This window comes from Parafrankia irregularis (assembly GCF_001536285.1).
Taxonomy (GTDB): domain Bacteria; phylum Actinomycetota; class Actinomycetes; order Frankiales; family Frankiaceae; genus Parafrankia; species Parafrankia irregularis.
Genome location: NZ_FAOZ01000042.1, coordinates 1 through 12,983, shown reverse-complemented (window position 1 = coordinate 12,983; position 12,983 = coordinate 1). Strand labels below are relative to the sequence as shown.

The 12,983-nt window shown below is 70.1% G+C and carries 11 protein-coding genes and 2 riboswitches; of the genes, 10 read left to right on the top strand and 1 reads right to left on the bottom strand.

The window, feature by feature from the left end; translation table 11 throughout:
* Positions 1-211 precede the first annotated feature (211 nt).
* From glnT to AWX74_RS35000, 9 genes are all read left to right on the top strand, one after another.
* Positions 212-1,684 (top strand): type III glutamate--ammonia ligase, encoded by a 1,473-nt coding sequence (gene glnT / locus AWX74_RS35040; protein WP_091285624.1) that lies wholly within the window; start codon positions 212-214, stop codon positions 1,682-1,684.
* Positions 1,685-1,730: 46 nt separating this feature from the next.
* Entirely contained in the window at positions 1,731-2,684 is a 954-nt protein-coding gene (locus AWX74_RS35035) for a class II glutamine amidotransferase domain-containing protein (RefSeq protein ID WP_091285621.1), read from the top strand.
* Positions 2,672-3,535: a glutamate synthase gene (locus AWX74_RS35030; protein WP_091285619.1), complete on the top strand. Its 864-nt coding sequence runs from the start codon at positions 2,672-2,674 to the stop codon at positions 3,533-3,535. Before AWX74_RS35035 ends, AWX74_RS35030 begins: the two co-directional genes overlap by 13 nt.
* Before the next feature lie 103 nt (positions 3,536-3,638).
* Positions 3,639-4,973, top strand: coding sequence for an FMN-binding glutamate synthase family protein (locus AWX74_RS35025; RefSeq protein ID WP_091285617.1), 1,335 nt, complete (start codon positions 3,639-3,641; stop codon positions 4,971-4,973).
* A 142-nt stretch (positions 4,974-5,115) separates the two neighbouring features.
* Positions 5,116-5,724 (top strand): helix-turn-helix domain-containing protein, encoded by a 609-nt coding sequence (locus AWX74_RS35020; RefSeq protein ID WP_242666566.1) that lies wholly within the window; start codon positions 5,116-5,118, stop codon positions 5,722-5,724.
* A gap of 408 nt (positions 5,725-6,132) precedes the next feature.
* Positions 6,133-6,310, top strand: a riboswitch (cyclic di-AMP (ydaO/yuaA leader).
* Positions 6,311-6,322: 12 nt separating this feature from the next.
* Positions 6,323-6,700, top strand: coding sequence for a transglycosylase family protein (locus AWX74_RS35015; protein WP_091285613.1), 378 nt, complete (start codon positions 6,323-6,325; stop codon positions 6,698-6,700).
* Between the two features lie 274 nt (positions 6,701-6,974).
* The gene (locus tag AWX74_RS35010; protein WP_165615919.1) at positions 6,975-8,567 is read left to right on the top strand and encodes a hypothetical protein; all 1,593 of its coding nucleotides are present in this window, start codon (positions 6,975-6,977) and stop codon (positions 8,565-8,567) included.
* 106 nt (positions 8,568-8,673) lie between these two features.
* A complete protein-coding gene (locus tag AWX74_RS35005; protein WP_131799615.1) occupies positions 8,674-9,702 on the top strand; it encodes a hypothetical protein in 1,029 nt (342 codons plus the stop codon).
* Positions 9,703-9,843: 141 nt separating this feature from the next.
* Complete coding sequence (locus tag AWX74_RS35000; RefSeq protein ID WP_091285605.1) at positions 9,844-10,698, top strand: SDR family NAD(P)-dependent oxidoreductase; 855 nt, start codon at positions 9,844-9,846, stop codon at positions 10,696-10,698.
* A 31-nt stretch (positions 10,699-10,729) separates the two neighbouring features.
* On the opposite strand, the gene AWX74_RS34995 is transcribed toward AWX74_RS35000, so the two are convergent.
* A complete protein-coding gene (locus AWX74_RS34995) occupies positions 10,730-11,986 on the bottom strand; it encodes a cytochrome P450 (RefSeq protein ID WP_091285602.1) in 1,257 nt (418 codons plus the stop codon).
* A gap of 428 nt (positions 11,987-12,414) precedes the next feature.
* Positions 12,415-12,615, top strand: a riboswitch (cyclic di-AMP (ydaO/yuaA leader).
* 12 nt (positions 12,616-12,627) lie between these two features.
* Between AWX74_RS34995 and AWX74_RS34990 the strand changes: the two genes are divergently transcribed.
* On the top strand, positions 12,628-12,983 hold a 356-nt coding region (locus AWX74_RS34990; RefSeq protein ID WP_091285747.1), incomplete at its 3' end, for a transglycosylase family protein.

The following is a 12,983-nucleotide window of genomic DNA, read 5'->3' as shown; positions in this document are numbered from 1 at the left end:
GCGACACCCAGCGCTCGCGGGCTGGCCTGGCGTGACTGATTCGTCGCGAACGGTTCGTGCTGCGCGTTCTTAACGCGGGTTCATCCAGCCGAAACCCGGCGCTGTTCTCCTGTGGGGAGAGAAGTTCTCCTCTCAAGACATGGATTCAGTGGGCAGGAGCCCGCCTCGCCGCCGGCCTGAGCAGTCGGCACGTCCCCGATCTGGAGTTCCGATGACGCTCGACGTGTTCCCCGGCCCGGTCGATGCCCCGCCCGCGCCCAGCGGCCGTGGTGGCGGTGAGCTGGCGGCGCGGGCGCGGGCCGACGGGGTCCGGTTCCTGCTCGCGCTGTTCGTCGATCTCACCGGCAAGCCGTGCGCCAAGCTGGTGCCCGTCGAGGCCGCGGACGAGTTCGAGCGGGACGGGGTCGGGTTCGCCGGGTTCGCCGTCGGCGCGATCGGGCAGCGGCCGGCCGACCCCGACCTGATCGCGCTGCCCGACCTGGCCAGCTACACGCTGCTGCCGCAGGTGCGGGACGGGCTCGCGCTCGTCCACTGTGACCCGCATGTCGACGGGCAGCCGTGGCCGTTCGCGCCCAGGGTCATCCTCAAGACGATGCTGGCCCGGGCGCGTGAGCGTGAGCTGGAGCTGTTCGCCGGCGCCGAGGTCGAGTACTTCCTGGTCAACCGGGACGCCGACGGACGTCTGACCCCCGCCGACGCCCGCGACGGCGCGGCCCGGCCCTGCTACGACGCCCGTGGCCTGACCCGGATGTACGACCATCTCACCGGCGTCTCGACGGCGATGAACGCGCTCGGCTGGGGCAACTACGCCAACGACCACGAGGACGCCAACGGCCAGTTCGAGCAGAACTTCGCCTACGCCGACGCGCTGACCACCGCCGACCGGGTCATCACCGCCCGCTACCTGATCTCGATGCTGGCGGAGCAGCGCGGGATGACGGCGACGTTCATGCCGAAGCCGTTCGCGGACCAGACCGGTTCCGGCATGCACCTGCACCTGTCGCTGTGGCGCGCCGGCCAGGCACTGTTCCCCGGCAACGGCAACGGCAACGGCGACGGCGGCGGCGACGGGGGTGGAGGCGCCGTCGGCGGCGGCGGGGACAGGGCCCGGAGCGGTCCGTTCGGGCTGTCGGTCCTCGCGGGCCGCTTCCTGGCCGGCGTTCTCGCGCACGCGCCGGGCATGCAGGCCGTACTCGGCCCGACGGTGAACTCCTACAAGCGCACCGGTGCGACGTCGACCCGTTCGGGGGCGACGTGGTCACCGCGCCAGGCCAGCTACGGCGGGAACGACCGCACCCATTTCGTGCGCGTTCCCGACCCGCACCGCATCGAGCTGCGCGGCACCGACGGCTCGGCGAACCCGTACCTGGCCCTCGCCGTCGTTCTGGCCGCCGGTCTCGACGGCATCGAGCTCGATCTCGACCCGGGCGCGCCCGGCCTGGCCCAGGCGGGGGAGCCGTCGACGCCGTCCGCGCCGTCGACGCTGTCGGCCCGGCCCGCCCTGCCACCGACGTTGCTGCACGCGGTCGAGGCGCTCGACGCGGACCCGGTGGTGCGGGGCGCGCTCGACGCGGCCGGCGCCGGCGTCAGCTCCTACTTCGCCGAGCTGAAGCGGGACGAGTTCTTCGCCTGGCACGGCACGGTGAGCTCCTGGGAGCACGACCGCTACCTCACCGCCTTCTGACCGAAGCGAACACAGAACCGAAGAGAACACAGAGAGGAGACGGCCCGTGTGCGGGATCGTCGGACTCCACCTGCGTGACCCTGACCTGTACCCGCGGCTCGGACGTCTCCTGGAGTCCATGCTGGGCCAGGTCGTCGAACGCGGCCCCGACTCGGCCGGCGTCGCCGTCTACGGGGACGTCCGCCGCTGTCCGCCAGGCCATGCCGCGGTCTCACTGCTGCTCGGCGGGACGTCCACCGAACCCGCGGATGTCGGAACGCTGATCGCCTCGGCGCTGGCCGGCGCAGATGCGGGTTCAGGGGCGGATGCGCGTCCAGGGGCAGGTGCCCAGACATCGCCGCTGGTCACCGTGGCCGGTGACACCACCGTGGTCGCCGCCTCCGTCCCCCTCGACGACCTGGTCGCGGCGGTGCGTCGGGCGCTGCCCGCGGCGCTGATCGTCGGGTCGGGGACGGATCTGACCGTCTACAAGGGCACCGGTGACCCGCGGCGGCTCGCCGGCGTCTACGACCTGGCCGGCGCGTCCGGCTGGCAGGGGCTCGCGCACACCCGGATGGCGACCGAGTCGGCGGTGACTCCGCAGGGCTGCCACCCGTTCTCCGTCGGGCCGGACCAGTGCCTCGTCCACAACGGCTCGTTCGCGAACCACGCGACGATCCGGCGTGAGCTGCAGGCCGAGGGGGTGCGGTTCGACTCGGACAACGACTCGGAGGTCGGTGCCCGCTTCGTCGCCGCCCGCCTGGCCGCCGGTGAGGATCTCGACAAGGCGCTGCGCGGGCTGTGCGAGCGCTTCGACGGGTTCTACACGCTGCTGGTGACCAGCGCCGACGGGTTCGCGGTCGTCCGGGACGCGATCGCCTGCAAGCCGGCGATCATCGCCGAGACCGACGCCTGGGTGGCGATGGCGTCCGAGTTCCGCGCCCTGGCGGACCTGCCGGGCATCGACACCGCCCGCATCTACGAGCCCGAGCCGGAAAGGGTCTACGCATGGCAGCGCTGACGGGGGCGGACACCGCTACCAGCAGGGCGGACACCCGCGTGACGGACACCCGCACGTTCGACCTGTCGACGTCGAAGGTCCGCGAGCTCAACGCCGCGCTGCACGCGCTTGGCGCGAGCGGCGTGGGCGGCGTGGGCGGCGCGAGCGGGCAGCCGTCCGGCCTGGCGCGGCCGTCGGACCGCGTTGCGGGCGGCGTCGCGGATGTCGTTCCGGCAGCGTTCGAGGTGCTGCGGCCGCAGGGGGCGCACGCGATCGCGGCCGGGGTGAACGCGCCGGTCACGATCGACATCCGCGGTCATGTGGGCTACTACTGCGCCGGGATGAACGACGGTGCGACCGTGGTCGTGCACGGCAACGCGGGCACCGGGGTCGCCGAGAACATGATGTCGGGGCTGGTGCGGGTCCGCGGGGACGCGTCGCAGTCGGCGGGGGCGACCGCGCACGGCGGGCTGCTGGTGATCGAGGGGTCCGCGTCGATGCGCTGCGGGATCTCGATGAAGGGCGTCGACATCGTCGTCGGTGGTGACATCGGTCCGATGAGCGCCTTCATGGCGCAGGCGGGGCGGCTGGTGGTCTGCGGCGACGCCGGGGACGGGCTCGGTGACTCGATCTACGAGGCCCGGATCTACGTCCGCGGCAAGGTCGGTTCCCTCGGCGCGGACTGTGTGGAGAAGCCGATGCGGGACGAGCACCGGGCGGAGCTGGCCGAGCTGCTCACCGCCGCCGGCCTCGGGGAGCCCGGGAAACCAGGGGAGCCGGGGGAACAGGGGTACGACCCGGCCGAGTTCCGCCGCTACGGCTCGGCCCGCACGCTCTACCACTTCGCCGCCCACAACTCGGACGCGTACTGAGCCTTTTCCACCGTCGACTCCGGCCTGTGGCTACAGCGCTCGACAAACGTGAGATGGAAAAGGCGCACTGACCGCGGACATCGTCCGTAGCCTGAGGAGATTCATGTCCGGCTATCCTTCGTCGCCCGCCACCTATGGCCTGCGCGAGTCGGCGACCTTCGACCGCGCCACCATCGCCGGCATTCAGCGGGCCGCGGGCAGCGGCGTCTACGACATTCGCGGCTGGGGGGCGAAGCGGGCCCTGCCGCATTTCGACGACCTGCTGTTCCTGGGCGCGTCGATGTCCCGCTACCCGCTGGAGGGCTACCGCGAGCGGTGCGGCACCGATGTGATCCTCGGGGACCGCAACGCGAAGTACCCGCTGCACCTCGACATTCCGGTGACGATCGCCGGGATGAGCTTCGGGGCTCTCTCCGCGCAGGCGAAGGAGGCGCTCGGCCGCGGCGCGAGCGAGGTCGGGACGTCCACCACCACCGGCGACGGCGGGATGACCCCCGAGGAGCGAGACCAGTCGAAGCACCTCGTCTACCAGTACCTGCCGTCGCGCTACGGAATGAACCCGACCGACCTGCGCAAGGCCGACGCCATCGAGGTGGTGCTCGGGCAGGGCGCGAAGCCCGGCGGCGGCGGCATGCTGCTCGGCCAGAAGATCTCCGATCGGGTCGCCGCCATGCGTACCCTGCCGCCCGGTATCGACCAGCGCTCCGCCTGCCGGCACCCGGACTGGACCGGCCCCGACGACCTCGCCATCAAGATCCTCGAACTGCGTGAGATCACCGACTGGGAGAAGCCGATCTACGTCAAGATCGGCGCGAGCCGCACCTACTACGACGTGAAGCTCGCGGTCGCCGCCGGCGCGGACGTCGTCGTCCTCGACGGCATGCAGGGCGGCACCGCCGCCACCCAGGACGTCTTCATCGAGCACGTCGGCATCCCGACGCTGGCCGCGCTGCCGCAGGCGGTGCAGGCGCTGGACGAGCTCGGCCTGCACCGCAGGGTCCAGCTGATCGTCTCCGGTGGCATCCGTACCGGGGCGGACGTCGCGAAGGCGATGGCGCTCGGCGCCGACGCCGTCGCCATCGGCACGGCGGCGCTGATCGCGCTCGGTGACAACCATCCACGGTACGCGGCCGAGTACGAGCGGCTCGGCTCGGCGGCCGGCTACTACGACGACTTCCAGGACGGCCGTGACCCGGCCGGCATCACCACCCAGGATCCGGAGCTCGCGGCCCGGCTCGATCCGGTCGAGGGCGGCCGGCGACTCGCGAACTACCTGCGGGTGCTGACCATGGAGGCGCAGACGCTGGCCCGTGCCTGCGGCAAGGCCCACCTGCGCAATCTGGAGCCCGAGGACCTCGTCGCGCTGACGGTCGAAGCCGCGGCGATGGCCCGGGTGCCGCTCGCCGGGACCACCTGGATCCCCGGCGCCGACCGGTGAACGGGGAGACGCGCTGAGCGGCGAGCCGCCCGGGCAGCTGGACGGGCAGCCGAGCAGGCAGCCACTCGGGCGGCCGGACGGTCAGCTGAGCAGGCTGCCGGACGGATCGGGCAAAGAGGGCGCCATCGCTAGTGTTTCGGGTGTGGGGGAGGAGAACGCGTCCCGGCAGGGGCGGCTGGAGCGTGCCATCGCGGGCAACGTCCGGCGCCTGCGCCATGACCGTGGGCTGACCCTGGCCGAGCTCGCGGCGCGCAGCGGTGTGTCCAGCGCGATGATTTCGAAGGTGGAGAACGCGTCGATCTCCTGCAGCCTGACCACGCTCGACCGGCTCGCCGAGACGCTCGACGTGCCGGTGACGTCCCTGTTCCGCGGTGCTGACGCCGCCCGGGAGGCGGTCTTCACCCGCGCCGGCACCGGGCCGCGGATCACCCAGCGGGGGACCAGGGTGGGCCACGAGTACACCCTGCTCGGAGCACTGCGCGGCCCGCACAAGCGGATGGAGGCCCACATCGTCACGCTGACCGAGCGCAGCGAGGAGTTCCCGCTCTTCCAACACCCGGGCACCGAACTGCTCTACATGCTCGAAGGGGAGATGATCTACGGCCACGGCGATGCCAGCTACGTCATGCGCCCCGGCGACGCGCTGCAGCTTGACGGCGAGGGCGCGCACGGGCCGCGGGAGCTGGTCCAGCTGCCTATCCGGTTCCTGTCGGTCGTGGCCTACGGCGAGGTCGGCGCCGGCCAGCCCTGATCCGGCCTTTGCCGGCCTCCGTCGCCGTCCGGCCGATCACCCCCGCCGTCGTCCCGCCGCGCGGTCGAAAACGGTCGACTTCATGATGTGTCGGAATTCGGTTCAGGAAGATTCTTCGTCGCCGCGGCCGGAATTTCGGTCGCGGGCACGAACGCGTCGCGCACCTTGCGTGGCGGTCGGGTCGACCGATAGTGCCGAATCGCTGACCCTGGCCGAATGACGCCGGGAGGAAACGGTGAATATGCGGCCGAGGGGACGCGATGCCGGTGGAATTCAAGGCCGCAGTGCCGGATGTGGCGCTCGTCACAAAGGCTTTGAAATGGTTTGCGGTTCGTGTGTAACGTCTTGGCCGTGCTTCCGACCTGGGGAGCGCGCATCGGGTGGCACGCCGAACCCTGCCACACCCGGTGATTAACAGAACCGCAGGCAGGGGCGGGGGACCCAGGTTCCCGGACGTCGAATGAGCCTTCTCTTCGGACGTCCTCAGGGGTGAAGCCACCGGGCGCGATCTGAACGCGCCGGTCGGCCGGGCGATTCCCTAGCCCGAACCCGACAGCTAACTTCGCAGGCGTGGGGGAAGGACACAACTTTGTCCGCTATGGTTTCGGCTGCCCGCAAGAACCGTCGTTCCATCCGTCGGGGCCGCGCTCTGCTCGTCGCACCGGTGCTTGCCGCGACGATCGGTGGTGGTATCGCGATGTCCCAGCCGGCGAGCGCCGCTGCCCGGCCGGACGCACACCGCTTCCTGAGCGCGGTTGTTCCCTGCGAGTCGGGCGGTAACCCCCGCGCGGTGAACTCGATCGGCGCGGGTGGCCTGTTCCAGTTCATGCCCGGCACCTGGCACGCCGTCGGCGGCCAGGGCCTGCCGCAGAACGCCAGTGCCGCCGAGCAGTGGAAGCGTGCCCACATCCTGTACGCCCAGCAGGGCACCAGCCCCTGGTATGCCTCGAAGAGCTGTTGGGGCGGCAAGATCTGATCCACAGTATGCGGCAATCAATGCGCCCGCAACGTTCTCGTGACGTTGCGGGCGCATTGATTTTGCCTGGCATTCTGGTGGTTATTGGTAGTGAAATATCGATTCTAACCGATCTTCATTGGGTCCGCTGACAGTCATTTGACAGCGGGCTGACAGCAGTCTGATAGCTTCGCTGTCCTTCCGTCCCGATAGAGCACGTATGTTGCGTGTGCCTGCCGCGCGGGAGGCATCCGGTGGTTGTGCCGGTGCTGGCATGCGTGGGGGTGGGCGAGACGTGGCTGTTCGCGATCTGTTTCGACTGGGTGGTCGGGCGCCGGGCGAGATCGGGGGCGGCCCGGCCGCGGGCCAGCTGTCGCCCTCGGTGCCTGGGAGTCAACCGCGACCGCTCCCGCTGAAGCGCCACGGGCTTCTTCTGGCGGTGATCGCGTTCACCGTGTCGTCCTGCTCGGGTGACGGCGACACGACCGGGAGGCCCGAGACCGCGGTCACCTCGGGAACGGCCTCGTCGGCGCCGAACACGCTGGGTCTGTGGCCCGAGGACTACGTGCTGACCGAGGGTGAGGCGACGACATACTTCACCGGCGTTCCCGCCGGGACCAATACCGCCGGTGACCAGCCCGCGAAACGGTACACCCCTGAGTTCGCGGACTGCCTCGGCCTGTCGGCGACCGACCTCGACTACGAGCCTGAGGCAACCGCTGTCGGCGAGACCTTCGTGAGTGAGGACGGGGACTCGTTCATCTCGTCCTACGCCGAGATAGTGACCGAGAAGCAGGCCGCTGGCGTCCGCGCGATGTGGGCCAGTCCCCGGTTCGCGGACTGCACGGGCAGGGAGACCCGGGCCCGAATCGACGAGTCCGGCGCCGACGGCGACGGGGTCGAATATCAGGTGGCCGGGGTCCAGCGTCCCTCGGCGCCGACCGGAGCCGCTGGGTACCTGCGTGTGACGTTGCAGGTGCGAGAGCAGGATTTCACCTACGAGATGGCGGTGGACACCCTCGTCTTCATCGTCGATCACGTCGCGGTGACCGTCACGTACACGAACTACGAGACGGCCCCGCCGATGGATCGGCTGCAGCTGATCGCTGACCAGATCTCCGGGAAGCTTGCCCGGCAGCAGCCGCGCAGCATCGCCGGCCGGCCCACGGGACCGGCCACGTCAGCGCCGCGTGCGCTGGGTCTGCGGCCCGAGGACTACGTGCTGACCGAAGGCCCGGCGACGGCCGGCTTCACTGGTGCCCCCGCCGATGCCGACGAGGTGAGCTCGGCCGAGCTGAACTCCGCCGAGCTCTCGAACTGTCTTGGCGTGGTGGCGGAAGACCTCGGATATGAGCCCGAGGCCGCATATGACGGACTGAATTTCGTGAGCGACGATGACAGGCCCTTGACGATCGAGTCATACGCCGAAGTGGTGACCGAGAAACAGGCCGCCGCTGATCGCGCGTTGCTGGCTCATCCCCGGTTCGAGGAATGCATGGTCAAGGAGGTCCAGGCCGAAGCCGACGGGCCCGTCGTCGACGACGACGGGCTTGAATACGAGCTGACCGGGGCCCAGATTTTCCCGGCGCCGACCGGAGCCGCTGGGTACGTGCGCCTGGCGGTACAGATACGAGGCCAGGGGGTCACCGTCGACATGGCGAGGGACATCCTTCTCTTCCGTGTTGGTCGCGTTAAGGTGAATGTCACGTACACGAACCTCGAGCCGGCCCCGCCGATGGAACGGCTGCAGCTGATCGCTGACCAGATCGCCGGGAAGCTGGCCCGGCAGGAGCCGCGCAGCATCGCCGGCCAGCCCACGTCGGGCGGTCCCGGGCTCCGTGCCGCAGGAGATGCCGGCCACTCGACCGTGCTTCCGGTGGCGGCCTGAGGCGCGGTGACCTGAGTAGACGACACCGGTGCGCCCGTAGCGTTCTCGTGACGTTGCGGGCGCCGGTGGTTGTGTCGGCGCTGGCATGCGTGGGGGTGGGCGAGACATGGCTGTTCGTGATCTGTTTCGACTGGGTGGACGGGCGGTGGCCGAGGCCCGAGGCGGGTCGGCCGCGGGCCACGATGCCGTTCTGAAGAAGGACACCGCGGGCCAGGTGCTGCCCTCGGTCCCCGGGAGTCGACCGCGACTGCTCCCGCTGAAGCGCCACGGGATTCTCCTGGCGGTCATCGCGTTCACCGTTTCGTCGTGCTCAGGTGACGGTGACACGACTGGGAGGCCCGAACCCGCGGTCACCTCGGGAACGGCCTCGTCGAGCGCTGGTTCGTCGCCGGGGCCCGCCACGTCAGCGCCGAGCGCGCTGGGTCTGTGGCCCGAGGACTTTGTGCTGACCGAGGGCCCGGCGACAGCCGGCTTCACCGGTGTGCCCATCGATGCCGATGCCGCCGCCGAAGCCGTCGCCGCTGCCCAGTCCGTGGAACAGTACTCACCTGAGTTCGCGGACTGCGTCGGCCTGTCGGCGGAGGACCTCGACAACGAGCCCGAGGCAACCGCTCTCGGCGCGACCTTCGTGAGTGACAATGACGACGGAACGGTCATCATTTCCGGCGCCGAGATAGTGACCGAGAAGCAGGCTGTTTTCGATACTGTGATGTGGTCCAATCCCTGGTTCGCGGACTGCCTGGGCCAGGAGACCCAGGCCAGAATGGACGCGCGCAACGCCGCCGGCGACGACGAGCTCGAATATCAGCTGACCGGGACCCTGAGCCCCCCGGCGCCGACCGGAGCCACCGGGTACGTGCGAATGACGACGCAGGCACGGGGCCGGGGAATCACCTACGACATCGCGACGGACACCCTCTTCTTCCTCGTCGATCACGTCAAGGTGACCGTTAATTACACGAGCTACGACCCGGCCCCGCCGATAGAACGGCTGCAGCTGATCGCTGATCAGATCGCCGGCAAGCTTGCCCGGCAGCAGCCGCGCAGCATCGCCGGCCGGCCCACGTTGGGCGGTACCGGGCTTCGTGCCGCAGGGATGGCTGACGGTTCGACAGTTTCTGCCGTGGCGGCCTGAGCGAACGGTGGCCCCTGAGCCGACCGCTGGCCCTCACCTGGTCGATCCGTCCCGTTCATGCCGGTCGGCGAGACTCGGCTGGCTGATTGATCTGGTCAGGCCGAGCCGGCGGCGCCGGGTCGGGAGACGCGCGGAGGTCACGTGGTCGCCCAGGCTGTCGTCATCACCGGAGCCGCTTCCGGCATCGGCCGGGCCTGCGTCGAGCTGTTCGCCGCCCGCGGGTTCGGCGTGGTGGCGGTCGACGCGGACGAGGCCGGGCTGGCAGATCTGGCCGCGGACGCCGGTTCCGCGGAACCGCCTGCCTCCTCCGCCCCGCCCGCCCCGCCTGCGTCGCAGCCCGCTGCCTGCCTCGACGGAGCCGTTCGCCCGCGGCTGGTCACGCTGGTCGCGGACGTCTCGACGCCGGAGTGCGGCGCGCGGATGACCGAGCTCGCGCTCGCCAGCTTCGGGCGTCTGGACGTGGCCGTCCTCAACGCCGGCATCGGCGGGACCGTGCCCTGGGAGGCCGACGGCGCGATCGAGCGACTGGACCGGATCCTCGCCGTGAACGTCCGTGGTGTGGCGATCGGCATCCGGTCGGTCGCACCGGCGCTGCGGGCCGGCGGCGGGGGCTCGATCGTCGTGACGGCGTCGAGCGGTGGGCTGCAGGCGGATCCCGGCAACTGGGCCTACCACGCGTCGAAGGGCGCGGTGATCAATCTGGTACGGGCCGCGGCGGTCGACTACGCGGCGCAGAACATCCGGGTGAACGCGGTGGCGCCCGGCCTGACCGAGACGTCGCTGATGGCCCCGTACCTGTCGCAGCCGGCGGTCGTGGAGGCCAGCAGCCAGCGGATCCCGCTGCAGCGTTGGGGCCGTGCGGACGAGCAGGCCAGCGCCGTCTGGTTCCTGGCCTCCGCGGCGGCCTCCTACATCACGGGCACGACGCTCGTCGCCGACGGCGGGCTGACCTCGCATCACGGCGCCGTCCCGCTGCCGCGGGTGCAGCGGGACTAGCGCTCGGAGGCCGGCTACGCCGAGAGCCCGGCTATGCCGAGAGGCGTAGTGGCAGTCGGCTCATCGCGCGTACCCAGGCGCTGGGCCGGTAGCTGGGCTCGTCCAGCAGGGTGATCTTCTCGGTGCGGGAGAGCAGGGCACGCAGTGCGATCGCGCCCTCCGCGCGCGCGAGCGGCGCGCCGAGGCAGTAGTGGATGCCCAGGCCCAGGCCGAGATGGCGGGGAGCGCTGGTCGTCTGCGCGTAGCGGGCGACGTCGAAGTGGTCGGGTTCGCGGTACACGTCAGGGTCACGGTTCGCGGCTCCGATGAGCAGCACCACGCTGTCGCCGCGGCTGAACGGATGGCCGTTCAGCTCGGTGTCCCGCAGCACGGTGCGGATCAGGAAGGGGAACGTGGGGTCGTAGCGGAGCATCTCCTCGATCGCCGCCGGTACGAGCTCGGGTGCGTCCCGCAGCAGAGCCAGCTGACCGGGGTTGCGCAGGAGTGCCACGATGCCGCTGCCGATCAGGTTCACCGTCGTCTCGAACCCGGCCAGGAGCAGCAGGATGCACAGGTCGAGCAGCTCCTGCTCCGGGAGCACGTCGTTGTCCTGCCCGGCCGTGACGAGCTGGCTGAGCAGGTCCTCGCGTGGCTTCGCCCGGACCTCGGCGATCAGGCCGCGGAAATAGTCCTGGATGGAGTGCGTGGACGCGGCGCGGGCACGCAGGTCCTCCGGTGTGAGGGTCAGATCGGGGGCCAGACCGCGTACGAGCGGGACGACCCATTCGCTGAAGACCGGCTCGTCCTCGGCCGGGACGCCGAGCAGGCGGCAGATGACCGACAGCGGCAGCGGGCGCGCGAACGCCTCGATCATGTCGACCTCGCCGGCCGCGAGGGCCGCGTCGAGCAGGGTGTCGACGATCGAGGTGATCTCGGCGGTCAAGGTCGCGACGACACCCGGGGTGAAGGCACGGTTCACCAGGCCGCGAAGCCGGGTGTGCTCCGGCGGGTCCTTCCGGAGCAGGGACTTCAGCCCGCTGTCATCGGATCCGGTCGACCGATGGGCACCCGCGTGGAGGCCGGCCGAGTAGCCGCTGCCCAGGTCCGGGCTCTGGAAGACCGCGGAGCAGTCGGCGTGCCCGGTGATGATGGTGGTGACCCAGCCGCGGACCTCACTGCGGACGAACGCTCCGCTCTCCTGGATCGACCGGTAGGTGGGGTACGGGTTCTGCCGGCTGACCGCGTCCAGCGCGACCAGGATCGGCGGTGGCTGTTCGCTGGTCTTCTGCGGCGGCGGTGCGCTGTCCATCGCGAGCTCCTCTGCGACGTGCGTCGCGACTTATACTTCGAATATCGGCGGATGGCGTCAACCATCATCTCTGTCGCCAATCGCGGGATAGTACTGACAAATCCCCCGCGCACCGCCGGCCGGAAGCCCTGTGGCCAGGCGGCGTTCTGTCTGTTTCGCGTGATGTGTTCTCCGCGGGCCGGAGAATTTCTCGTCGCGCAGCCGAGTCCGGCGGTCACCGGGTGCACGGTGGTTCCAGTTGCGCTGTGGCGGGATGCTGACGCTGATGGAATATCGGCGGCATGAAAGGGGCGTTCCACCGGGTCGAGGAGGCCGGCAGCGGCTTTCAAGGCCTCCTGGTGCTGAGTGGTGCTCTTCACGGAGACCTGGAAATCGCGGGCGGGTGGTGGGTAACGTTGGTGACGTGCTTCCGACCTGGGAAGCGCACATCGGGTGGCACGCCGAATCCCGCCTCGCCCGGTGCTTCGACATCCAGTAGGCGGGAGCGGGGGACCCAGGTTCCCGGGCGTCGTAGGCAGGCGTCCTCGGGGTGAAGCCGCGTAGTGCGGTCGACCTGTCACGCACTGTGTGGCCGGGCTTTTCCGGCTCGAACCCGACAGCTAACTTCGTAGGTGTGGGGAAGGGTATTTATTTTGTCCCTGATGACTTCGGGTGCTCGCAGGAACCGTCGTTCCATCCGTCGTGGCCGTGCTTTGCTGGTCGCGCCGGTGTTGGCGGCGACGATTGGTGGCGGTATCGCGATGTCCCAGCCGGCGGGTGCTGCGGCGCGGCCGGATGCGCATAGGTTCCTGAGTGCTGTGGTGCCGTGTGAGTCCGGTGGTAATCCGCGTGTGGTGAACTCGATTGGGGCTGGTGGGTTGTTCCAGTTCATGCCGGGCACGTGGCATGCGGTGGGTGGTAAGGGTCTGCCGCAGAACGCGAGTGTGGCTGAGCAGTGGAAGCGTGCGCATATTCTGTATGCGCAGCAGGGTTCGAGTCCGTGGGTGAGTTCGAAGCC